Origin of the sequence: Mariniflexile jejuense (genome assembly GCF_042675665.1) — a bacterium.
Taxonomy (GTDB): Bacteria; Bacteroidota; Bacteroidia; order Flavobacteriales; family Flavobacteriaceae; genus Mariniflexile; species Mariniflexile jejuense.
On the sequence record NZ_JBHTJI010000001.1, the window covers coordinates 401,084 to 427,137 of the forward strand.

14 protein-coding genes, 1 other RNA gene and 1 pseudogene are annotated in these 26,054 nt (G+C 31.6%); 4 read left to right on the forward strand and 12 right to left on the reverse strand.

Going from position 1 to position 26,054, the window contains the following annotated elements; genetic code table 11:
* Nucleotides 1–229: 229 nt before the first annotated feature.
* Entirely contained in the window at nt 230–1,657 is a 1,428-nt protein-coding gene (locus ACFQ1R_RS01750; protein ID WP_379924390.1) for a TlpA family protein disulfide reductase, read from the forward strand.
* Here the strand turns inward: ACFQ1R_RS01750 and ACFQ1R_RS01755 are convergent, their stop codons facing one another.
* Both ACFQ1R_RS01755 and ffs read right to left on the reverse strand, forming a co-directional pair.
* Entirely contained in the window at nt 1,658–2,461 is an 804-nt protein-coding gene (locus ACFQ1R_RS01755; RefSeq protein ID WP_379924391.1) for an SDR family oxidoreductase, read from the reverse strand.
* 110 nt (nt 2,462–2,571) lie between these two features.
* An RNA gene (gene ffs, locus ACFQ1R_RS01760) (signal recognition particle sRNA small type) lies at nt 2,572–2,670 on the reverse strand.
* An 87-nt stretch (nt 2,671–2,757) separates the two neighbouring features.
* On the opposite strand from ffs, the gene ACFQ1R_RS01765 reads away from it, so the two are divergent.
* Nucleotides 2,758–3,792, forward strand: coding sequence for a glutaminyl-peptide cyclotransferase (locus ACFQ1R_RS01765; RefSeq protein WP_379924392.1), 1,035 nt, complete (start codon nt 2,758–2,760; stop codon nt 3,790–3,792).
* A 73-nt stretch (nt 3,793–3,865) separates the two neighbouring features.
* Nucleotides 3,866–4,702 carry a carboxypeptidase-like regulatory domain-containing protein gene (locus tag ACFQ1R_RS01770; protein ID WP_379924393.1) on the forward strand — a complete coding sequence of 279 codons (837 nt, stop codon included), beginning with the start codon at nt 3,866–3,868 and terminating at the stop codon, nt 4,700–4,702.
* 101 nt (nt 4,703–4,803) lie between these two features.
* Here the strand turns inward: ACFQ1R_RS01770 and ACFQ1R_RS01775 are convergent, their stop codons facing one another.
* The 9 genes and pseudogenes from ACFQ1R_RS01775 to mnmE all read right to left on the reverse strand — a co-directional run bounded on the left by ACFQ1R_RS01775 (nt 4,804) and on the right by mnmE (nt 24,412).
* Nucleotides 4,804–5,946, reverse strand: coding sequence for an MFS transporter (locus ACFQ1R_RS01775; RefSeq protein ID WP_379924394.1), 1,143 nt, complete (start codon nt 5,944–5,946; stop codon nt 4,804–4,806).
* Nucleotides 5,947–6,016: 70 nt separating this feature from the next.
* Nucleotides 6,017–7,003: a PorP/SprF family type IX secretion system membrane protein gene (locus ACFQ1R_RS01780; protein ID WP_379924395.1), complete on the reverse strand. Its 987-nt coding sequence runs from the start codon at nt 7,001–7,003 to the stop codon at nt 6,017–6,019.
* Between the two features lie 33 nt (nt 7,004–7,036).
* Nucleotides 7,037–15,271, reverse strand: a complete 8,235-nt coding sequence (locus ACFQ1R_RS01785; protein ID WP_379924396.1) for a T9SS type B sorting domain-containing protein — start codon at nt 15,269–15,271, stop codon at nt 7,037–7,039.
* Between the two features lie 394 nt (nt 15,272–15,665).
* Entirely contained in the window at nt 15,666–17,948 is a 2,283-nt protein-coding gene (locus ACFQ1R_RS01790) for a PorP/SprF family type IX secretion system membrane protein (protein ID WP_379924397.1), read from the reverse strand.
* Between the two features lies 1 nt (nt 17,949).
* Nucleotides 17,950–19,386, reverse strand: a complete 1,437-nt coding sequence (locus ACFQ1R_RS01795) for a T9SS type B sorting domain-containing protein (RefSeq protein ID WP_379924398.1) — start codon at nt 19,384–19,386, stop codon at nt 17,950–17,952.
* A gap of 161 nt (nt 19,387–19,547) precedes the next feature.
* Entirely contained in the window at nt 19,548–20,885 is a 1,338-nt protein-coding gene (locus ACFQ1R_RS01800; RefSeq protein ID WP_379924399.1) for a hypothetical protein, read from the reverse strand.
* Nucleotides 20,886–21,195: 310 nt separating this feature from the next.
* On the reverse strand, nt 21,196–21,642 hold the full coding sequence (locus tag ACFQ1R_RS01805) for a hypothetical protein (RefSeq protein ID WP_379924400.1): 447 nt from the start codon (nt 21,640–21,642) through the stop codon (nt 21,196–21,198).
* Nucleotides 21,643–21,957: 315 nt separating this feature from the next.
* Nucleotides 21,958–22,893, reverse strand: a pseudogene (locus ACFQ1R_RS15845) (Fic family protein).
* Nucleotides 22,894–22,996: 103 nt separating this feature from the next.
* Nucleotides 22,997–24,412: a tRNA uridine-5-carboxymethylaminomethyl(34) synthesis GTPase MnmE gene (gene mnmE, locus ACFQ1R_RS01820; RefSeq protein ID WP_379924403.1), complete on the reverse strand. Its 1,416-nt coding sequence runs from the start codon at nt 24,410–24,412 to the stop codon at nt 22,997–22,999.
* Between the two features lie 340 nt (nt 24,413–24,752).
* Between mnmE and ACFQ1R_RS01825 the strand changes: the two genes are divergently transcribed.
* Nucleotides 24,753–25,172, forward strand: coding sequence for a hypothetical protein (locus ACFQ1R_RS01825; RefSeq protein ID WP_379924404.1), 420 nt, complete (start codon nt 24,753–24,755; stop codon nt 25,170–25,172).
* Here ACFQ1R_RS01825 and ACFQ1R_RS01830 read toward each other — a convergent pair.
* Nucleotides 25,164–25,994, reverse strand: coding sequence for a CvfB family protein (locus ACFQ1R_RS01830; protein WP_379924405.1), 831 nt, complete (start codon nt 25,992–25,994; stop codon nt 25,164–25,166). The two genes, ACFQ1R_RS01825 and ACFQ1R_RS01830, sit on opposite strands and share 9 nt — an antisense overlap.
* Nucleotides 25,995–26,054 lie beyond the last annotated feature (60 nt).

Sequence of the window (26,054 nt, forward strand, 5' to 3'; positions counted from 1 at the left end):
CGAAACTTAGTTTGTTTATTTTAAAATAGACACTAAATTCAAAAAAAACACTATAATTTTTTAGGCATTTATTACATTGCAACATTTAACAACGCATTAACAGGACTTTATAAATACATCGCATATTTTTGTATAGTAAATTGTGTATGTTTTAAAACACATGAATTAGAATTGTGAATTTTTAATGATTTAATAAATTCATAATAAATTAGAAACGGACATTACTTAGATGAAATTATATTTTTTAAGCCTACTACTCTTACTAACTCTGTTTAATTGCAAAAATGACGGCAATAATGCGGCGGATAATTATGCGTATTTTGGTGGTGAAATTATAAATCCTAATAGCGATTATGTTGTTTTATCTAAATCGGATGTTGTAATAGACTCCATTAAACTGGATGCTAAAAACAGATTTCTTTACAAAGTAAACGATTTAGATGCTGGTTTATATACATTTTATCATGGTGGAGAAATACAAATGGTGTTATTAGAACCAAAGGATAGTATTATTTTTAGATTAAACACATTAGAATTTGACGAATCGTTAGTTTTTACTGGAGAAGGCGATAAAAAAAATAACTATCTTATAAATGAATTTTTAGAAAACGAAATTCAAGAAAAAAAAGTTTTTAAATTTTGCCAATTAAAACCACACGTTTACCAAAACAGAATAGATTCATTAAAAGCCTTTAAACTTGAAAAATTAAATGCTTTTAAAACCAAATACCCTACGTCGGAATTATTTAATAGAATAGCAAAAGCCAATATTGATTTTAGCTATTATTCAAGCAAAGAAGTGTATCCATTTGTACATTTTGATGAAAATAAAGAAGCTATTTTAAAATCTTTACCTAATAATTTTTATAATTACAGAAGCTCAATAGATTATAACGACGCTTTTTTTAAAGACCATTATCATTACAGTTCATTTTTAAGATATACAATTAACAACTTAGCACTTAAAGACCACTTAAAACATAGTACAGATAATGAAGTTTTTAAAAGAAGTTCGTTGTGCTATAATATGGATAAGCTTAAAATAACCGATAGCTTGGTAAAAGATGGTGTTGTTAAAAATGATCTTTTACAATACTTTACCATAAATTATTTATCGAAAAATAAAGATGTAGAAAATAATGATGTTATTTTAAATGCATTCTTAAGTAAAAGTACAGATCAAAAAAACAATACATTAGTAAAACATTATGTAGCATCTTTAAACAACTTAAAAGAAGGTGCTAGTTTCCCCAGTGTTAAATTGGTTGATTACAACAATAATGAAGTTGAAATTAACTCATTAATCACAACACCTACTGTTGTTTGTTTTTGGTCTAACACATTTTATAATCACTTTAAAGAAAGCCATTATAAACTTAATGAACTTAAAACTAAATATCCTGAAGTTAAATTTATCGTAATAAATATTGATAATTACGGTATTGAAAAGCCAAAACACGCTTTAAAAGAAAACAGGTTTAAGTTTAAAGACGAATACCAATTTAAAACTCCTGAAGCATCTATTGAAGCTTTAGCTATTCAACCCATGACGAAAACTATTGTGGTTGATAAGCATCAAAAAATAGTTTATAATAATACCAATATCTTTTCAATAAATTTTGAAGAACAACTTCTAGGTGCTATTAATAGAAAATAACTATAATTTATAGTGTTTCATTAACATTTTTTCATAGATGGTATCTGGCAAAATTCGTTTTAAAACAATTGAAAATTTCTGCATAAACTCCCCAACCTTGTAATGTACTTTTGGATTTTTAGTATTAATAATTTTTAATACTGCTTTAGCCATCATATCTGGGTTGCTTCCGCTATCAACATGAGCATTCATTAAATTCAATGTATCACCATAAGGTTTTTTATATGGTGAATTATCAAGTAATGGCGCATGGTATCTTCCTGCTGCTATGTTGGTTGCAAAATCACCAGGCGCAATATTTGTCATTTTCACATTAAAACTTTTTAACTCCATTCTAAAAGCTTCAGTAACAAGCTCTAAAGCACCTTTACTTGCACTATAAATACCACGATATGGCAAACCCATATAACCAGCAATAGATGTAATATTTATTATTAAACCAGCTTGCTGTTTTCGCATTTGAGGCAACACTGCTTTAATAACATTAATAGGTCCAAAAAAATTAGTTTCAAAGTTAGCCTTAATTTCAGCCTCAGGTATTTCTTCAATAGCACCAGTAATGCCCGCACCAGCATTATTAATTAGCACATCCAATTTACCTTCTTTATCTATAATTATTTTAACGGTTTTTTGAATGGTTTCAATCTTTTTAACATCCAATTCTAAAATAGGAAATTGACTGTTTTTATAGTTTTCCGGATTTCTACTTGTGCCATATACTATAAACCCATTTGATGTAAGATACTCTCCAACTGATTTTCCTATTCCTGAAGAACCTCCAGTGATTAAAACAACTTTTTTCATGTTCAACTAAAAATTAACAATGTAAAATTAACAATGAATTATTGTAAATGAATATAAAACTAAAAAGATTTGAAAATTTAGAGAAGATTTCTGCTTTTAAAAGAAATAAAAAAAGGCAAGCTACCTACATCACACCGCTACGACCATTTACCTTTGCTGCGTTCCCGCCCTGGAGGATTCAACAGGAGCTGGTTGTGTAGGACTTGCCAGTGCAAAGATACAATCTTTTAAAATTATCACAATGATTTTTTAAACTGATTTTAAATAAATATCTTGCTTCAAATTTTATATTTCTTATGATATCATTTAAAAACCTATTAATCATTTCTTTAAGTATCATTATTATTTCTTGTGGATCTAATACAGGACAAAATAAAAATGATTTTAATATACAAACCAATGCTATAAAAGGCGATATTTCAAACAATGAAACCTTAAAAATCACTTTAGAAAACAAAAAAGGACATTCTTTAGATTCTGTAAACTATACTTTAAATGGTAAAAAAATTGATGCGACAACTAGTCTAAACGCATTTAAATTAGGTAAACATACCATTGAAGCTACAGTATATTTTAACAATGAAAAGGTCGTAGTAAACACACCTTTAACTATTTTGAATAGTGAAGCTCCAAAAGTTTATACTTATAAAATAATTAATGAATATCCCCACGATGTAACTTCATATACCCAAGGTCTAGAATTTTATAAAGGTGATTTATATGAAAGCACAGGACAACGCAAAGCCTCTAAACTGCGCAAAATAAACTACAAAACAGGAGCTGTTTTAAAAAATATAAACTTAGCTGATGCTTATTTTGGTGAAGGTTTAACTATTTTAAATGATAAAATTTATCAACTAACATGGCAAGCTGGTATTGGTTTTGTGTATGATGTTAATACTTTTGAGAAAATAGACGATTTTAAATATGGAAATAGTAAAGAAGGTTGGGGTATTTGTAATGACTCTAAAAAACTATACAAAAGTGATGGAACCGAAACTATTTGGATATTAAACCCTGATACTTTGATTGAAGAAGATTCGATACAAGTTTACACCAATAAAGGTAAAATTGTAGAGATTAATGAATTGGAGTGGATAAACGGTAACATTTACGCTAACCGTTGGCAAAAAGATGGTGTGGCGATTATAAATCCTAAAAACGGTGCTATTATTGGTGTTATAGATTTTTCACCTTTAAAAAAATTAGTAACGCAACACACAAACTTAGATGTTTTAAATGGTATTGCATACAACCCTGAAACTAAAACGGTTTTTGTTACCGGTAAATACTGGGATAAACTTTTTGAAGTTGAAATTACTGAAAAGTAAATTTCACGCAATGAAATAGCCTGTTCACGCATTCTAACTTTTAAATATTGGTTTTCTCATAGTTATTTGAACTATGAGAAAAATTATAAAAATAGATATTCCGAAGCCTTGTAGCGAAAATTGGGATGCAATGACACCAACAGAAAAAGGGCGTCATTGCGCTTTATGTAAAAAAACTGTTTTCGACTTTACTAGCAAAACCGACGAGCAAATTTTTAAAACCATTGCGCAAAATACAAACCTTTGTGGACGTTTTAAAACAACGCAACTACAAAGAGATATTGTTTTTAGTAGAAAGGAAACTAACAACTATTTGTCTTTAGTGGCTTCGGGTTTATTCGCTTTTATTGGTTTAGGTAGTCAATACATGCATTCGCAAGGAAAACCTAATATTGTACAAACAAGCACACCAAAACCTATTATTATTGGTAAAGTAGCACCACCTGTTGTAAAAAGCGATTCGGTAGTTGGTTTTATAATTGATGAAAGCAAACAGCCATTACCTGGTGCAAATGTGTTAATAAAAGGTACAACCGTTGGCACTGTAACCGATTTTGATGGCAAATTTTCAATTAATGCAAAAAACGGTGATGTTTTGATTGTTAGCTACCTAGGATTTGAAACTAGAGAACTTAAAATAACCGATAACACCAAATACGACATCATGCTTGAAATGACTGAAGATGTTAGTGGAGAATTAGTTGTAGTTGGTGGTGCTATATCAAATTCATCATATGTTTGTTCGCCTGAAGAACTAGAACGAAAAAGACAAAATAAATTTAGAACTTCAAATTACTTTACTTTTTATAAAAAACAACAAAAAGACCGTAAACGGAAAATAAAAAATGGCGAGCTACCACGCAGTAGTTTTGGTAAATTTTTATATAATATTACTTCAATTTTTAGATGACATTTAACTTGCGTTAGGGATAGTAGCGTAAAGCCCACAGCGAGGTACGAGCGAGGACTTGCAGCGTATAGCCCGACCCTTGTGGTAACGCACAAAAATAGCTATTCGTTTTTAGCTTGAAACTTGAAAAATGCACGAGATACGGGTATAAACATTAAACCCAATATTATAAAAACTATAAACGCCCGCTGCAAGTTAAAAGCATGCGCCAAATAGCCAATTAACGGTGGTCCAATAAGCATGCCTACTATTCCATAGGTTGTAACAATAGATACTGCCATGCCTGGTGAGTATTTTTTTGATGTGCCTGCCAATGATAAAGTTACAGGAAAAATTGCAGCAGTGCCAAAACCTACAAAACAAAAACCTAACAATGCAGGCCAGAAAAACGGAAATAAAACAGCTATTAATATACCTGATGCTATTAAAACAGAACTTAAAATATACATTTTTTGTAAACCAATTACGCCAACTAACTTATCGCAGAAAAAGCGTGATAATGCCATGGTAGTCATAAACATTAAGTAACCATAGGTAAATACATCTTCGTTTACTACTTCTTTAAAATATACACCACTCCAATCGAACATACCGCCTTCGCAAATAGCTCCAAAAAATATTAAAATACCTAAATACAAAATAAATGGGTCTGGTTTACCCATTATTAATTTGTTTCCAGTAGTTGATTTATCATCTTTTATGGTGAATTTATAAGTTATTATTGCCAACATTAAACCAAATATTGAAATACTAAGTAAATGTATTTGCATAGAAATACCCATTTTTACCATTAAAGTTGAAAATGCAACACCTAATAAACCACCTGTACTCCATAAACCATGAAACGCACCAACTACTCGCTTTTCAAACTTTTTTTGGAGCGTAATAGATTGTGTATTTACTGAAATATTTAAAATACGCATGCAAAATGAAAATAGGCAAACTGATAATACCAACAAAAAAGGGGTTGTTGCAAAACCTATTAATGCTAATGCTATTGAAAAAAACACAAAGGATACCATTAACGGCACGCGACTATCAAATTTTGAAACTAACCAACCTGAAATAGGAAGTCCAATAAGTGAACTTATTGGCATTGCCAGAAGAATTGTACCTAGCTGTGCATCGTTAAAATTGAAATTTTCTTTTATGGTTGGAATACGTGATGCCCATGAAGCAAAACAAATGCCTGATAGAAAAAAATATATACTTAGTGCAATGCGTTGTTTTTGCTTTAACTCCATTATTGTTACTAATCTATTTTATAAAGTGCAAAAATAGTGTAACAGGTTTATTTTTTCTATTAATTTTATGTTAATCGTGAACTGGACTTTGTGTACAAGGGCAATTGCTAAGACCTTGTAAAAACTCTAAACCAATGGTAATAACGTGTGTACCAGAGTTAAAGCCAGATAATTCATTGGCTGTTACTTGGTAGGCATATCCAAAATAAAAGATATCTTTTTTAAAACCTACCATAGGACCAACATTTAAAGGCTTCATAAACTGGTCGTTAAGAAAACGATATGATACACCTGCCCAAAAATAATCTTCATCTCTGTTATATTTTCTAAACTTAAAATTTACGTCGGTACTTGATCGTTTATCACTACTAAACATTTGATAAAACACAGAAGGTTCAAATTCTAAACCACTTTTTTTAGGACCTCTAAAGGTATAACCAGAATAAATTTGATAATTAAGTATTAAACTTGGTTCTGCTTTTCTTATACCTTCATCAATTTTTTTATCTAAAAGGTTATTAGCATTAAAACTAGCAAAAAATCCTTTGTTTCTATATAATAATCCAACGTCGAAATTGTTGTTGGAAGTTCGTCTATCGTCAGTAATACCTGGATCTACGTATGGTGAACCATTATTTAAGTTATAGCTTTCAAATTTACTAATATCGATTCTAAAATTATTTAAGTTATAAGAAATACCAAATGATAAATATTGTTTTGAATAATAATCTAATATAAGATGATGCGCAAAAGAAAATTTAGCACCAGTTTGAAGGGTAAATCCATTTTTGTCATTATAAAAAGAAACACCAACACCTGTTCTATCGGCAATTCTAACATCGGCATAAAACGATTGGTTGTCGGGTGCATCTTTAATACCAACCCATTGTGTTAATGCATTGCCTCTAATTTTTAAATTATCACCAATACCTGCATAAGTAGGTGAAACCACAAAATTATTATCTGCTAAATATTGTGTAAAAACAGGTAAATTCAACTCTTGTCCATAGCTTGTTGCTATAGCTAAGAATAGTAGATATATGATTAATTTCTTCATATTAATATTTTTACTTAGTGAATAACCCACTAATTATCTGTAAAGCGTAAAATGCCCCACAAATTCTTTATCGTACTTTTTATCATTTAGTTTAACAACATACCAATAATCGCCTGTTGGTAATTCTTTACCATGATATTTACCATCCCATTTTTGTCCAACACCTAGTGTAGCCACTTTTCGTCCGTATCTATCAAAAATATTGAATGTTAAATTGCCGTATTGTGATGCACAACCTGGACCCCATTGGTCTTGATTGCCATCGCCATTTGGTGTAAAATAATTAGGTATACACAAATCTATAAATTCAAAATACCCAGAAGCAGTTGCAAAACATCCATAACTATCGGTAACCGTAACTGTATACGTGGCAGATTCGTAAATTAAAAAGGTATTCGTGCTTCCGTAGGCTTCACCATTAAGTGTGTATTCATAATCACCAGATCCTCCTGTGGCTACAGCTACAATTTCATTTAAACCACCATTGTTTAACACTAATGCTAACTGGCTGTATGGTTCTATTTCAAAAGGTAATGTAGGTTTCTCACAACCATTAGTATGTCTTACTGTAATACTATGATTCGTTCCTGCTGGCACATCGGTAAATATGTTACTGCTTTGATATGTACCACCATCTAACGAATAATCTAAATCGGATAAATTAACAGTACTAGCATCAACCGTTACGGTAACTGTATTAGTTGAAATGTTATTTTCACATCCAAAAACAACTGCAACCTCAGCATTAATTAATACAGATTCTGGGAAAGTAATATTCCATTCCGTTTCACAATCATTTGCATCTCTTACATAAACAATGTGATCGCCACCGGGTAAATTAGTAAAATCGAACTGGGTTTGTGTTGCTGTTCCAGTTATGTATGTTCCATTAGCATCATCTAAAGCAACACTATATGGCATGTTTCCGCCTGAGATATCAATACTAAATTCGCCATTCATATCACCTGTACATACTTCAGGAATTATTGAATTTGGTACAATAGTTAGCACTACAGGTAATGGTTCATCTATAACAAAGCTATAAAGTATATAACAACCTAATTCATCTTGCGCTATAGCTTGATAATTTCCAGGTGATAAATTTAAAAACGTTGATGATTCAAAAAATTGATCTAATCGCGGTGAAATAGCATACTTTATTATACCTGTTCCACCTGAAGCAGTAATTTCTAATTGACCATTATTTGTACCAGGACATGTAATATTTGTAGGCACAAAATTAGCTGTTAAAGGTGCTGAAGGTTCGGTAATAGTTACTTGTGCCGTTGTAGTTAAACAATCACCACTATCTACACGTACTTGATACGTTCCAATAGGAAGTTCTGTAAAAACACCTGGACTGTTTTGAACAGCACTAGGAATATTTACTCCAAAACTATTTTGTAATGTATATACATAACTACCTAAACCGCCTTGCGCTGTTGCAACAATTACACCAGTATTATCGCCAGCACAATTAATTGTTGCATTTGTAACATCTAAATTGACAGTTAAAGTTGGTAATGGATCAATTTTTATTTCATTTGATACAATAGCTGTACAACCATTGGCATCTCGCACATAATATTTATAGGTACCTGATGGTACTGAAAAAGTTGTAGAAGTTGTAAATGTTCCTAAAATAGTTGCAAATGAAGCAGTATCACTATAAGAATATAATCCTGTACCACCGGAGGCACTAAGTGTTAATGTACTATTGGTTGTACACGTTTGCGATGTAGCTTTAACCAATGTAGATTGAATTTGTGTTGGTTGTGATATAATAATGTTTGGTGAAGTAAATTCACAATTATAACCATCAGTAACTACCACATAATAAGTACCTACACCTAAGCCACCAAAAACGGGTGATGCTTGTGGACCGGATGACGTTACTGTTGGCGCAGACATGTGAAGCGTATAAGAATAATTACTTCCTTGTCCACCAGAAACCGCACTGGCTGTTATAGTAGCATTACTATCTCCAAAACAAGATAATAAAGTTGTATTTGCAGAAACCGCTGCAGTTATTGGTGTAGGTATTGTAAGTGTTAAATTACCCGTATCAATACATCCGCCAGAATCTCTAACGTTTACTGTATATGTACCTGCTGATAAATTTCTAAATGTACCATTTGATGAATATGGTACTGAAACTGCACCAGTTAATTCATATTCGTAAGTGCCATAACCTCCCAAGGCTACAGCAGTTATTGTTCCTTTATCGTCATCACAAGTTACGTTAGACGTTTCAGAAACAACCAAAGTTAATGGTGCTAATGGTGAAATAATAGTTGTTACGTTTGATGTTGCCGAACAAAACGGGCTTGCAGTTTCTGTAATAACAACCGTATAATTTCCTGCTGGAATTCCTGTAACTAATAACGGATTAGATGCTGTATTAGCAGAAACAACACCAATTATTGACGTTCCTGAACTATTAAACACTTCATAATTATAAGCGCCTGAATACCCATTTACAGTTATTTCGAAAGTACCATCTGAATTTCCAAAACACGTTACCGCAGTTGGCGAGCCAATAGATACTACAGGAAGTGTAGCTGATGGCATAAACACAGAAACATCTGTTGTACATAATGTACTATTGTCTATCATTGTTACAGTATAAGTACCTGATGGTACGCCAGAAATAATGTTTCCTGTAATGCTTATTGTAGCAGGGTTTGGACTTATAGTGTAAGTATAAGTGCCAGAACCTCCAGAACCTGCTAAGGTAATTACACCATCATCATCATTACAAGTTGTTAATGTTGTAACTGTTGGTGTTAATTGTAACGGTGCAACAATATCTATTATTTCTAAATTTCCACAGCCATTAGCGTCTCGAACTTCAACAGTATGTGTTCCAGAAGCTAAATTTGATATTGTAAATGGTGCTGTTCTTGTTTGAAACACACCACCATCTATACTGTAACTATACGGCGCTATTCCTGTAGTTGTTAATGCAACATCTATAGCAAAATTACCTTCAGTTACAGTACATTGATTATTTAATGTTGCCGTAATTACTGGTGTAGGATCTGATGGCAATACAACAACTGGTGTAGTTTTTATACAGCCATAGGCATCTTTTACGTGTACATAATAACTATTCGCATTAACATTAAATGTATTTACAGAAGCCCAAGATGGGTCTGTTACTGTTGGTGCAACTGCCGATGTAGTAATTTGATATAAATAAGGCGCTGTTCCATCTCTAGCAATAGCACTAATTACTCCAGATGCTGGATTACAATTTGCATTTTTTACTACTGAAGCAGTAATACTTAAATCGATAGCAGATTCTGTAATATTAAAAGGAACAGTTACCACACTACAACCTAAATTTGGGCCTGTAGTTTCTCTTACTAAAACAAAATATGTTCCAAACGGTAATGCACCTGCATTTGTTATTGATAAAGATCCACCCGCAGGAACAACACCTGTTCCAGTAATACCTGTTGGTGTTGTTGCTAATGAATCCCATATTTCATAAACTATACTTGTAGGTATTCCATATGTACTGTTAATTGTAAATGACACATTTCCATCACTACTACCTACACAAGTTATATTGTTAGATGTTAGTGCTGTTGTTGTTAAGGTTGAATTGGTTGGTATAGGTGCTGTTGCAGTTTGGTAATAACTACAATTTGTTGCGTCATCATAAACTATAAATGTATAAGTAACACCTGGTGTTAACCCTGTAAATGTTGCTTTTTTACTACCCAATGCATCTTCAGGAATCCATGTTCCAACTGGATTTGGATATACTGAACTTGGACCATGATATATACTAAAATAAAATGGACCTACACTAGCCAGAGCAGTACCAATACTTACTTCTGCTTCACCTCCAGTAATACAATCTGCTGTAGTGTTTATTACAATATCTAAATTGTTTGGTGGTGAGGCCACTAAAACATCTTGAATTAAAACAGAACAACCATTAGCATCAACTACATTTATTTGATACAATCCAAAATCAACAACATCAAAAGTTACAGATGTTGTTCCAGATGAATTAAGTTCTGAAGCTGCATAACCATTTGTTCCTGTTACAAAATAATTATAAGGCGCTGTACCACCAGTAACATTATCTATAATAACTGAACCTTTTGATACACCAAAAATTGGGTCACAGCTTATATCTACCGCATGATAATTTACCAATACCTGTGTAGGCTCAGCAATTATAATTGTTGCTGTATCTTGGCAAGACTTAGAATCGGTTAACGTTATTGTATAACTTCCAGCTGGTAATCCAGATGTTTGTGTACCATAATTTGTACCTGTTGTATCATTATTTACATTAATTACAAAAGGTGGTGTACCAACTGCATTATTAATAGTTACTTGTATAGCACCATAAGATTCTCCAAAACATAAATTTGGCGTTGAAGTTACCGAACTTATTTCTGGTAATGAAATGGCATTAACCGTTTGCACACTTGACTCTGCAGTACAGTTATTAGCATCTGTTATTCTAAATTGATATGCTCCTGGGTTTGGTGTTGTATATGTAAATGGTGAAGTTGTAGTTCCTAATGTACTATATGTACCTCCATTTATTGATACTGCATACGTAAATGGTGAAACACCACCTGAAAAACTTCCTGTTATAACAGCGTCTGGTGATGCTGTACAATCTAAGTCTTTTGTTAAAATTGTACTAATTGTTATTGGAACTAATGGCGCAATAGTGAACGATTCTGTGTAAGTACAATTATTAGCATCTCGCACTCTAAATGTATAAGTGTTTGGAGTTAATCCTGAAAACACATTTGAAGTTTGATATGCAGTTGCAGAACTTGCTGGTGCTATAATTTGATATTCCAAAGTACCAAAACCGCCTGTTGAAGTAACCGTTACTGTTGAAGTTACAGACGGACAACTTAAAGCAGTATTACTAAAACTTAAATCTGTTGGTGGGTTTAAAGAATCTACCGTTACTGGTGCTGTGGCAAATGTACAGTTATTAGCATCTCGAATAGTAATTGTATAAGTACCATTCACTAATCCTGAAAATGTTAATCCTGGTTGGAAGTTTACACCATCAATACTGTATGAATACGGTGCTGTACCTCCTGTAACACTAGATACTGTTATTACACCGTTAGTTGTACATGTGTAAGGCGATGTTAATGTAGCTGTTCCAGAAATTGCTGTAGCAGTTGTAATTGTTATTGTTTGTGGTGCTGTTGTACAAACATCTGTTCCAATACTGTATTGAACAACAACATCATAAGTGCCAGCTGCTAATCCTGTAAATGCTGGTGAATTAAAATATGTTACACCATTATCTATACTATACATTAAACTGTTGCCATTGGCATTAGTTACATTAATTCCAATAGCACCAACATTACCAGCATCTGAACACAAAATATCTGACTTAACAATATTGAAATCTGGCGCAGGTGTTGCAGCAACTGTTATAGACGTATCGGCAGAACAGTTATTAGAATCTACAACGGTAATATTATAAACACCTGCTGTTGTAACTTCTATTATAGGTGTACTTTGAAAAACTGTTGTACTATTCACAAAATAATAATATGGTGGCGTACCACCTACTGGATATACTGTAATTTCACCATCTGTACAAGTTAACGGTTTTGTAAGTGCCGAAGTAGCTGTTAATAATGGAGGATTTATAATTTCAATATCACCTGTAAAAACACAACCATCTTCCGTAGAAACATTAACAGTATACGTTCCTGGGTTAAGGTTAGCAAATGTATAATCATTATTAGTTATTGGTCCTACACTATTTATTAACGTTGCACCTTGGTAAATTGAAAAGAAATATTGCGGACGCACATCATTAGCTGCAATTACAACACTACCTTGTTCGCCATTACAATAAGGTTGTGTAACGATGGTTGAAACTGTAAAATCGCGTTGTCTTATTTGTACATCTGGTACCGAAAAAATACATGGGTTTGGTGAAACACCAATTTGTCTAACATACACAGAATATAAGTTTGGAGATGTTATAGTAAATACATTGCTTGATTGATAATTTACATTATCAATACTATATTCATATCCACTTGGCACACCTCCAACTGTAATTTGACCAGGTGTTGTACAGTAAATATCTCTAGAAGTTACGGTTGGCACTAATAAGTTTTCATAAACATTAAAGTAAAACTGATTAAAACAACCACCAGTATAATTCATTGTTAACCTATATTGTCCTGCTGTGTCAGCCATAAAATTTGGTCCTGTTGCTACTTGATTCCAAGTACATGCAGGATTTTCATTGGCACAATCTTCTTCTGTAACAGCTGCACAACTCGCTTCATCTAATTTTTCCCAAATCATGGATGATGTATCGGTGATGTTAGTTTGAATGAAACGAGAATCATTCGCGCCACAAAGGAATATATTAGGTAGTAATTTCCCATCATTTGGACATGTTACAACTTCATCTGCAAAAGGAATTACTGGGTTTGTAACACCAGCACCAAAAGTAACTACATTAAACACTTGATCGGTAGATTGACAAGGTGCAACAGCGGTATTATGAACGTAATAAGTACCTGGAGTTGTAACAGTAATAGATTGTGTATTTCCAATAACCGGTGTTCCTGTTGGGCTAGTAGACCATGAATAAGCATCATAACCACTACCAGCTGTTAATACGGTACTAGCACCACATAAAATAACGTCTTCAGTAAACGTACAATCATTTAAATCGGCTAAAAAGTTAGTGGCTCCAGGTGTTAATAAACATCCTGTATTACTGTTATAACTTGGATCATCTGATATTACAAAATCTGGATTTATGGTTCCTTTATAAGTTGCATAAGCCTGATTATCAATATTATTTGAACAAGCATCACTAAGTAAACTACAAGTTGAAACTACTGTTACTTTAAAACGAATTTCAGAAACAGGATCGTTTTCTTCTACAACAGAAGGATCTATTCTAAAAATAAGTTCTCGTGTTGTAGGATTATAACTTTGCACTGTAACGCCTGCTGGTAAAATTCCAATATCGGCAGGATAATTAAATACCACATTTGTTGGTAAAATATCTCGAATGGTTAAATCGGTTGCATCATCGTTTCCTGTGTTTTGAAAACCAATGGTATAATACAATTCATCACCCAAATCAACTACTTGTCCTCCAATATCATTCCCAAAAACATCTTCAACAATTTTTGTAAGTACAATGTTTGGTGCTATAATTTCTATTGCAAAGGCACTAAAATAATAATAGTAAATATCTAAATTACTACCCAAACTTATGGTTGCTGATGTTGCACCATTAGCTATTAATGTGTTACCCGCATTGGGTATATTTATAATTCCTGCATCAAAACCTAGAGTATTAGAACCATTTGGTACTCTTGCTGTAAAAAGCTCTGGCGTATTTGTAATTGGATCTATAATTGAAACGGTACTATTAAAAAAGTTATTACCTGGTCTAATAACAGTACCTGCATTATTTGTAGCGCTAATAGTTGTGCCGTTTAATCTTAAATAATCACCTGTATAGCTTCTATCACCTTCAATGGTACTAAAAGCAAACTTAGCTCTTACTGGGCCTACAGGTATTGTTCTGAAGCCAGAAACAGGAAATGTTTCATTAATTGTACTTGTTATTTTGGTAAAACCATCAAAAGATGTAATGTATTTGCTAGGAAGCAATGGATCTTCATAAATCACAAAAAGTGACCAACCTGCCGATAGACCTTCAGAATTTGGGCGAGCTCCAACTAATGATGAAATATTTGCTACTGCATAAGTACCTTCGGGATTTGGCAATGCTGTAAGTAAACTAGTAACATCGTGGTAATAAGCGTAACTATTTGAATTATTATTATTTGAAGCGTTTTGAAAATAAATTTGAGTACCCGTAATATCAACATAACTGCCTCCAGGCACTTTAAATTTAATATTGCCCATTGGTGTAGGACCATTAACAACTGCACTCCAATAAAGTCCTGCATAAACTATTTTGTAACAGTTAACATCATTAGGTACATCTAAATCTGCACTACTAGAATTAAAAGTACTGCTGTCTCCATCAATATCTACATGTACTGCAGCATTTATTCTGTCATTAGTATCTGTACCATTGTATGGATTTGAAACGTGTATTCCAACATTGCTATTTCCAATTAAAAGCATATCGCCTTTAATAGCTTCATCATATCTTGGTATAAAAGGAACAAGATTTTGCCCCATTACACTACCAGAACATAAAGCAAAAAATAAAATAATAAGTAGGTTAGTAAAAGTAGTTTTTTTCATAGACGATTATTTTATTATTTCTTCTCTTGGGGGACAAAAGAAATATTAATCATTGCTTAAAAACATTAAAAAACAAAGCTTTATTCTTACGTAAACAAAATTTTGTCTTAAAAAAATGTTTTTAAACGGTATAAATATCGTAAATTAATTTGGAAGAATACTATATAAAATCAACAAATAAAGCAATTTATCGATGAAATAATACTTTAAGCTTTAATATTTACAAATTTTGTAGTACTTAAAATACAATTTAAATCGTTGAAATGCAAAAGAATATTTTAAGTCTAAAAAAAAAATAGAATTGATGTAAGTATTTTTGGAAAGCACTAAAACACATAGTATAGAATTATTATCCCATGTGTTTTAGTGTTTACTTTTTTTGATAAAAAGAATTTTAGTTTTCTATTTTTATTAAAGACATTTTACCATTGTAAGGTGTACTTCCTTTGGCTTGTATGGCATTTGTAGCACCATTTATGTCCTCAAATTTCTCATAATAAATGTAATATTTATTGGTCGCCACATCAAAGAAGAAATCTATATTTTTTTGACCAGCAGCTACAGATTTTCTTAAAAATTCGTCTCGTTTTGCTGTATCACTATGTACCGCAATTACGAGGTAATAGCCGCTTTCAACATTGCTAACATCTTTTATAATTTGAATATTTTCAGTCTGTTCTTCACCAAAATCAAAATCTTCTTTTTTAAGAGGAACTGTACTTTCTTCTGTAAATTGTTTTATTGAATTTAATACAGCTCTATCTTTATTATATCGATCTTGTTCATTATCATATTCTGCACGTTTTATGCGACGTTTACGCTCAATTTCAGTTGCAATTTTAATGGTTTCTAATTCTGATACTAAACTTTCTTTTGAACGTTTTGCCTTTGCTTGAGCTTCTTTAAGTATTAAAATTTCATTTAGATATATTGTATTTATTGAATCCTGTGCATTTGGTACTGCTTTAAGTCTTTCTTTATACAAGTTTTCTAAATTAATAATTTGTGCGTCTTGTGATTTAATTACATCATCAATTTGAACTTTTAAACTTTCCAATTCTGCATTTTCAGCCGATACACTTTTAAATGGCTTAGGTTCAGTAAAAATTCCTTGCTCACTTAAATCGTTTTCCTGTTTTAAATCTTTTAAATCTTTTTCTCTATTTGAAACGGTTTCATTAAGTTTTAATAATAATGCATCTTGTTCAAGTTTAGAATCTGTTGCTAATTTTGTTAAATTATTAATAGCAATTTCAGTAGGATTTGTAGGTTTTAAAATTAAAGCTGCATCTAATTCTTCTTGTTTAATTTTCTCTTCTTGCTCTAATTTTACTCTTGCAGCTTCTTCTGTTTTCGCTTTAGCGTCTTGTTCTAACTTAGCCTTGGCAACTTCCTCTGCTTCCGCTTTAGCTTTTGTTTCTGCAGCCAATTGTATTCTCGCTGCTTCTGCTTTAGCTTTTGCAACTTCCTCTGATTCTGCTTTGGCTTTTGCTTCTTGTTCTAACTTAGCCTTGACAATCTCCTCTGCTTCTTTTGATTGATTTTCAATAACTTGATTTGCCTTCGACGCTCCTAATGATTTAAGCCTTTCTTGTTTTTTAGCTTCTAATTTTGCTAGTGCATCTGCTTTGGCTTGTGCTTTAGCTTCGGCAATAGCTGCTCTATCAACTTTTGTAGACGTGCTTCCTGTTTTAGCCAAAACTTTTTTAGATCCTCCAGATGATGAAAATAGTGCTTCCTCATCATCATCGTCATTATAGTTATAGCGTTGGTTTTTCCTGAATTTATAGGCTAATGTTATTTCGTGCGAATTTCCAAATGAAACCATATCACCCATTTCCTTTTCAAAATTATATTCAATAGCAATTTGGTTTGTAATATTTAAACCAATTCCTGCTGATAAACCATATAATGTATTATAACCCGCTTGTGCCCACAATCCTTTAGGAATATTAAGCATCATAATACCCGAAATAACAGTTTGTTCCTTTTTAAATTCTGACCGTACTAAACCAGAAAATTTACTTCTATCAAAAAAACCACGACTTTCTACATAACCCGTGTATAGTACATGTGCTTGAATACTTTGTTCTGGGTTATCTTCAATAATTTTTGAGGTTTTTAAGTTGTATGACACAATGTTATTTAATGATACTCCAAAATCGAAAAAAGTAGTACCATAATTTATACCTGGGGCAATTGTAAACAACATATTTGAAGGTATATTTTCCAATGATGAATCTGGAAAATTAGTTATTACGTTGCCTTCATTAATACCACTTTTATAAACTCCTAAATTTAAACCAAATGTTAAGTTACTATCTCTGTCTAAAACCACATTTTGGGCATAATTTAAAACACCTCCAAAAGTAGTTAACACACCATAGTTTTGTTGAAATAAACCAATTCCTGCACCCGTATTTTCTCCAAACCTACCAGAATAACTAAACAAATAGGTTTGTGGTGCATTATCAAACTGAACCCATTGGCGTTTATTTGTAAAACTTATGTACTTATTTTGCTCTCTTACAAAGCTAAAAGTAGGGTTTATAGCGTATTTATTAAACTTAAAAGAATTACATACTGGTAAAGAAAACGCAACAACGCCATCTTCTTGAGAATAAAGCATCTGTGCGAAACAGAAACATATAACTACATATAATAGTTGTTTAATCATGCTATTTTACGACCGTAATGGAACCTTTTTTTGTTTTATTATTTGAAGTGGTTATGATGTAATAATAAACAGGATTAATATCTTTAAAGTTTATTTGATTTTGAGGCCAATCATTTTGATAATTGGTTGTTTGAAGTTCTACTTTTCCTTGAGCGCTTAAAATAATAACTTCGGTATTTGTGCCTGCCACATAGAGTTGCGGAATAACCCAAGTGTCATTTATACCATCACCATTAGGACTTATTAAATTAGGTATGTTTGCCACATCTGGAAACGGTTCGGTTATAGAAAATGTATGTTCACTTGAAGCTGCACAACCATCTGTTTGCGTAATAACTACTTTATAACTGCCCATTTGGGTTGCCTCATAACTATTGCTAGTTGCTGATGCTATAAGATTTTCATTTAAAAACCATTCAAATTGCGGATTAGAAGCATCTGTAGTTACAGTTGCTACTAGTGTTTCACCATCGTTTATTGTGTTAAATTCAGGCACATCTATACTACTTGTAAAACCACTATTTTCTAAATTAATGGATGCGTTTGTAGTACAACTTCCTAAATTTACTGCAACGGAATATGCGCCAGCTTCATTGGTTACATACATTTGATTTGTTGCACCGGAAATAGCTTTACCATCTTTAAACCACTGGTAAGTATTACCTTTTATAGCACTTAATGTGGTTGCGCCTTCACTAGAACAGTATGGATTGCCCAAACTAGAACTTATAGACGATGTGGTTGCCGATGTAGCTTCACTTACCGTTACACGATTTGAATATGAATCGGACGTACACGTGCCATAATTGGTCCTTACAAAATAAGTGCCTGGTGCATTAACCGCTAAAGTTTCACCTGAAGCAACAAAAACTGATGTTGTAGGACTTGTTTCTTTATACCAATTAAAAGTTAATGAAGGATATTTTAAAGGTGAATCGTTATCAGCAGTTCCAGGGTTATCAATAGTTAACACATAACTTCCTCCAGAACAATATGCGCCTGTTGAAATTAAATTGTTTATTGAAAAAGGTTTGTCTTGAATTTTATAGTAGGCTGCAAATGCGTTTGAAGGCACACTAGTTGCTACTGGTGCAGTACTTTTAATTCTAATTTTATAAGCTTCTCCAGCAGTTGTATTAGGCAATGAAAAGCTTAAGGTTGCTGGTGAAACTGTAACAGCACCTTGTGCCGACGTATAAATTGTTGTTGCACTTGTAAAACTACCTGTAGCATCAGAAAGCTCTATAATAAATTGATTGGTAGCACTTAATGCCGTTTCTGGCGAAAATGTAAACGTGGCATTATAGGTGTTGAAAGATGGACTTGCACAAGCTTGACTAAATCCTAAACTAGGTTTACCTATAACAAGTTGCGCTTTAACGGTATGTGTTAAAGAAAAAAATAGGATAGTAAAGTAACTAAAAACAAAGTTTCTCATACGTACGGCTTTATATTTTTCTTGTAAATAAAACGTCTAGAAACTGTATGGATTTGTGCAAGCACTAGAAAAGGAACTTCTTAAAATTATAAGATTGAAATCCGTCAAAATATAAATATTATACGTTTTATTAAGCTCATTATTACAATTTATACAACTTTTTAATTATTAACGCCTAAATCTTCTTTAGCATATACCCCACTTTTTGAGGCAATTATTTTATTAATTCGTAACCTAAAATCTGGTCGTTTTTCATTTGAAAAATCAATAAACGTTTCAGCATTATTACTTTTAGAGTACACATTAAAAAACGATGTATTTCCATACCAGTTTTCTAAATCTTCATTATTAGAATCGTTTTCTACAAAAATGTTTCCTTTACAGTTATTAAAATACATGTTAACAAACTTTATTTTTTCTAAATTTTCTTGATTGATAGCAATAGAACTTTGCAATACTACTGCAGGATTAAAACCAGAAATAACGCTTTTATTGATATCTAGTTTCGCGTTTTGACCAACATAAACAGCTTCCTTTACTAATCCTTTTTCTATATCAGATTTTAAGTTTTCACTATCATTTAAAAATGTTAGATTTTTTGCTTCTACTTTTGTTACTTTTTTAGAAAAATCTACTTCTTGTTTATTATTGTATGATGCTACTTGTAAACATCTAGCTGCAGAACTACTAGAAATATAAGGTGAACGTATTGCTAATGAATTATCTATTTTACATTGTGTACCATAGTTAAACTTAAAATCGTTACTATTCGACCTAAAAGATACGAGTTTATTTAAACAAACTTCACCACCCCAAACCTCGAAAGAGTTACCTGCTGAATAGCTAACCATAATATTTTCTATAATTGTTTTGCTACCAACGCAGGCTAATAATAATCCATTAAAATAATCGTCGTTTTTAACTCTTTTACCAGCAAACTCAATTCTAACAAATTTTAAAATACCCGAGTTGCTCTCTACATTTGTACCACCATAATTTGTGTTTGTATAAGCTGTTTGCTGTAAATCGTCATAAAAAGAAGCTACAGAACCGTTTCCAAATTTATTAGTAGGTGCATCTCCTAATAGTATTAAACCACCCCAGTCTCCAGAGCGTTTAACACCTCTATTAGAGGTAAATATTATTGGATCTGTTTCTAAACCATCTGCAATTATTTTAGAACCTTTAGAAATTGTTAATGATGCTTTAGATGCATAATCACCTAAAATAACAGTTCCTGGTTCAATAGTTAAAGTGGCATTATTAGTTACAAATACATTACCTAAAAGCATATATGTTTCTCTTTTAGATAACTTGGTATCTTTATCTATGTTACCTGTTAATATTTGGGTTGGTTCGTCATATTGTTTTTGGTTTGGTTTAAACTCTGTCCAGTTATACAACCAATTATTGGATCCTATAATTCCTTTTTCTTGTTGCGCATTAACATGCCCTATTACCAATAAGTATATAAATGCCAGTTTAGTAAAGATTTTCATAGTTAAATATTTTTTCTTGTTAAAAGCTAAATACGATTTTTCGACGAATTAATGCTCAAATCTATTAAAATATTCCATGAAATACCAAATATTTCGACAAAATACATAAAATATATAAAATTTTCACTTGTAATCATCGATGAAATACATATTCAAAAGTTAAAAAACACGTTTTCTTACAAAATACAGCATACAATGTATTACTTGTTATTATTAATATGTGGAATAAAAAAAATCAATCTTATTGATTAAGATTGATTTTATATAATACTATATCAATTTAAAGTATACTTGGTTAGTTGGTGTTTTTTTAATGATACGCACTATATTCATGCAATGATTTCATTATTTCTTCATAAAATATGATTGCAGAAATTAACTTACTTGTGTCAGAATATGGTAATATTCTAGCGTGAAACTCATTGGTTGCTTTTAAATAATCATCAGTTGCTTCAAACTGGTTATCTAGCACTTTTCTATTATCATTATCATTAGGAATTCCTAGAGTTTCCATAGTAATGCCAGGCTTTGTAGCAAAAGCAATGTAAGGTAATGTTTTAATTAAAACTTCAATACGCTCTGAATAAAGCGTTAAAAGCTCTCCTTTTTGCATGCGTTCCAATTCTTCCTTTTTATGGTACTTTTTAATAGCTACTTTTTCACTAATAATGCTTTTTGCTTCACTCTTTTTTTGAGCAAAACTTACACCTGCTACTAAAAATAGCACAACACTAAAAAGAATAATTCTTGTTTTCATATGTACGATTTAGGGATTTAAAACACAAATCTATGTAATTTATCGTTAAAAACAATCGTTTTATCGAATTTTTTTAAACATACATCCGATATTTTTCTTTTATGTAAGATATAAATCACAATAAAAGCTTTTTTCATAATTATTAAAATTTGATATTAACTATCGTAATTAATTATGTATCAGTTAATTTAACAAAATTTTATTCCTGAAATAAAATTTTTAATTATTTTGCAATTTTCAGCATTATAAGGGTACTTGTGCCAAATGATTGTTAAAAGCTTTGAAAATAGGCGAAAATATTGGTCAATAAATAAATTACTTAGACTGATATTCTGTTAATCGTAATGCTCCAAATTTAGCTAAAAGATTTTGTTCAACTGCCCATTTTAAATCCCTACTGGCTGTTGGTGCAGATATGTTTTTAAAACTCTGCATATAATCTTTTCTACTAAACGTGTTTTTGCCTATTTTCTCTTTAAATAAACGTATTTTGTCTTCTGTATGAAGTGTTCCGTCTAATGACTCTAAAATAATTTCCAACATAAATTCGATAAAAGGTGTCGAATTTCCTTTTTTATTAGATTCGGATAATTTATTGTAATAATCGCTTTGTTTTTGCTTTATGAGTGATTCAACAGGTAAGTATTCAAAAACTGGATATTGTTGCATTAAAATTAAGGTTTGCCACAATCTGCCCATTCTTCCATTTCAGTCTAAAAATGGGTGTATAAATTCAAATTCATAATGAAATACACAACTTTTGATGAGGATTAAATCGTTGTCTTTTTTTAAATATTCAAAAAGGGCTTTTATCAAACCCTTTACCATGGCTCCACTTGGTGCCATATGTTCTACTTTTGATTCTTTAACAATCCCAACCTTGGTAGTTCTTAATTTTCCTGCATTTTCAATTAATCCACTCATTAAAATAGTGTGCACTTTTTCTAAATCTTTTAATTGGAAAGGATTAAATGTATTGAGTTGTTCATATACTTTTATGGCATTCTGAACTTCTAAAATATCTTTTTGAGGTGCTAAAACTCTTTTGTTTTCCAATAAAGCCGTGATTTGTTCTTCAGTCAGTGCATTGCCTTCAATTTCTAAAGAAGATTGAATGGTTTTGATTCTATTTTTCTTTCGTAATTCAGTAGCGGGTTTAAATAAATGAGTAGCGTTAATTTCTCCTATTTTTTCTGAAATAGAAGCCACTAACGCTACAATTTTTTCTGTGATGTTATAAGGTGGTTTCATCCGCTATTTAATATTTTTTATAATACTGTCGGATGCAATCTCGTAAACTCGATTTTATTTATGATAGTATCATTTGATATTATCACAAAGGTGGGGAATTACATTACTTCCCGATACAGAAGTTTGCAAAAATATTACCTAGTAACTCATCATTCGTTACTTGACCAGTAATCTCGCCAAAATGATATAGTGCTTGCCTAATATCAATAGCTAGTAAATCGCCTGAAAGGTTGGTTTCTAAACCTATTTTTACTTTATCTATGTCTTCTAAGGCTTTTAATAAGGAGTCGTAATGCCTAGAATTGGTAACAATAGTATCGTTGTTACGCAAAGCACCTGTATTTACAAATGATAATAATACATTTTTTAAATCATCAACACCATCATTGTTTTTAGCAGAAATAAATATAGTTGTTGGTTGTTGGTTGTTGGTTGTTAATTTGGTATTGATGGTATTTATAGTTTCTCCAGAAAGCAAATCTTTCTTGTTGATGATAACAATTAGAGCTTTTTGAGGATATTGATTTTGTGTTTTGTTTATTTCAACTAATAAGAAATCTAGCTTACCATCAACTGCCAACTGACAACCGTCAACTAAAAATAAAACCACTTGTGCCTGTTCTATTTTCTCAAAGGTTTTTTTGATGCCTATGCTTTCAACCACATCTTTGGTGTCGCGTATACCTGCGGTATCTATAAATCGAAACCCAATACCACCAATAGATAATTCATCTTCAATAGTGTCGCGTGTAGTTCCTGCAATGTCTGAAACAATGGCACGTTCTTCATTTAATAACGCATTTAATAAGGTTGATTTACCAACATTAGGCTCGCCAACAATGGCTACTGGAATGCCATTTTTAATAACATTACCAACCGAAAACGAATCTATTAAACGTTTTAAAACCAAAATAATACGATCTACCAAAGTTTTAAATTGGGTACGGTCGGCAAACTCGACATCTTCTTCTGCAAAGTCTAGTTCTAACTCTATTAACGAGGCAAAATTTAAAAGTTCTTCACGCAATTTTGCAATTTCAGATGAAAAACCTCCTCGCATTTGCTGCATAGCTATTTGATGAGAGGCTTCGTTATCGGAAGAAATTAAATCGGCTACTGCTTCTGCTTGACTTAAATCTAATTTACCGTTTAAAAAGGCTCGTAATGTAAATTCACCAGCGGTTGCCATTCTACAACCTTTTCTTAAAAACAATTGTATAATTTCTTGTTGAATGTAATTTGATCCATGACATGATACTTCAACCACATCTTCACCAGTGTATGAATTTGGATTCTTAAATACAGACACCAATACTTCATCAATAGTTTTTATACCATCAACAATGTGCCCTAAATGGATAGTATGCGTTTTCTGGCTACTTAGTGTTTTTTTATTTAAAACAGATTTAAAACAACCATCTGTAATAGTAATTGCCTCTTTTCCAGACAAACGTATAATCGCAATGGCACCTGCGCCAGATGGTGTTGCTAAAGCAACTATAGTATCTTGATGTATCATAAAACAAAAATATGAAAATTGTTTCCGCAACATACTATCTTATGTAAACTTACATGCTTTTACATTGTAATAAAGGCACAAAAAAATATGTTTAAAACTTCCAAACGCGCTTTTACAATTCTTTTCAATTGATAAACAACCAGTTAAACACTAAATCTAAATTAATAATTATTCTAAAAAAAGTGCTTTTTATAAATAAATATTAAAATAACAGCATAATTAATATTTTATTAATAGGTTAATTGTCAATAACATAAATTATCAATAATAATTATTTTAACTTCAAATATATTATGCAAGCATAGTATATTTGCACTCGCATTTGTAAAAAAAAATAAACATGTCAATTAAAGAATTGCCTATATATAAAAAAGCTAAAAAACATATAACTATTGATTTAGGTGATTTATATTTTTTTGAAAACTACCTAATAACAGAATTTAAAGAAGGTGTAGAAATAAATTATAACAATTTTGAAGTTGTTAGAGAATACATAAAAACGTATTTTGGAGAAAATGATTTTGGTTTGATAAGTCATAGAATAAATTCTTATTCAATAGTAATAACAGATGCACCATTATTTAACACATGCAAATCACTTAAAGCTTATGCAACAGTAACTTATACGCTATTTGCCGAAAAAGTATTTAATGTTGAAAGCTACTTTTTTAATTTCAACAAACAAAACTTTTCCTCTTTAAATGAAGCAGAATTTTGGGTTCAAAACACATTAAACTCAGAACAAAACGTACTAAACTAAATAAATACCATCTGGTTTTATTTCAATTTGGCGTTGTTTGTATAGTGTTCCAATTGCTTTTTTAAAGTTCTTTTTACTCATTTGAAGCACATTCTTAATTGCTTCAGGATCAGACTTATCGGTAAGATTCAAAAAACCACTATTATCATGCAATTCGTGTAAAATGCGTTCTGCATTTGGTTCAATATTTCTGTAGCCTATTTGTCCAAGCGAAATATCTAATTTATTTCCTGGTCGTATTTTTTTAACAATACCTTTTAGCCTATCGCCTACACTTATCTCTGTAAAAATTTGGTCTTTGTAAATTAAACCAGTATGCTTTTTATTAACTATCACATTCATACCAATGTCTGATGGGTGCGACACAATTAAATCAACCTCATCAAACTGATTCACAGTAAGTACTTTATTATCTAAAAAACTATTGGTTTTACTTGATGCTGCAAGTCTTCCAGTTTTTTCATCTAAATAACAATACACCAAATACCACCCTTTAGGTTTCATGGCAAAAGCTTGTTCTTTAAAGGGGCAAAACAATTCTTTAACCAAACCCCAATCTAAAAATGCGCCATATTCAGTAACCGCATTACACCTTAGTAACGCAAATTCTCCTACCATAATGTATGGCATATCGGTAGTAGCTACAGGGCGTTCTTCATTATCTAAATAAACAAAAACGTCTAATTTATCCCAAATTTTAAACGATTCAGGCACATAGCGGTTTGGTAGTAAAACTTCATTATCTTCAGTATCTACCAAATACGCACCGTGATCGGTTTCGCGTAGTATTTCTAGCGTATTAACTTGCCCAATTTTTATCATGCTACAAATGTAACACTATTCTTCTTATTTTTAAACAAATGTATTAGGGCGTTACCCTAT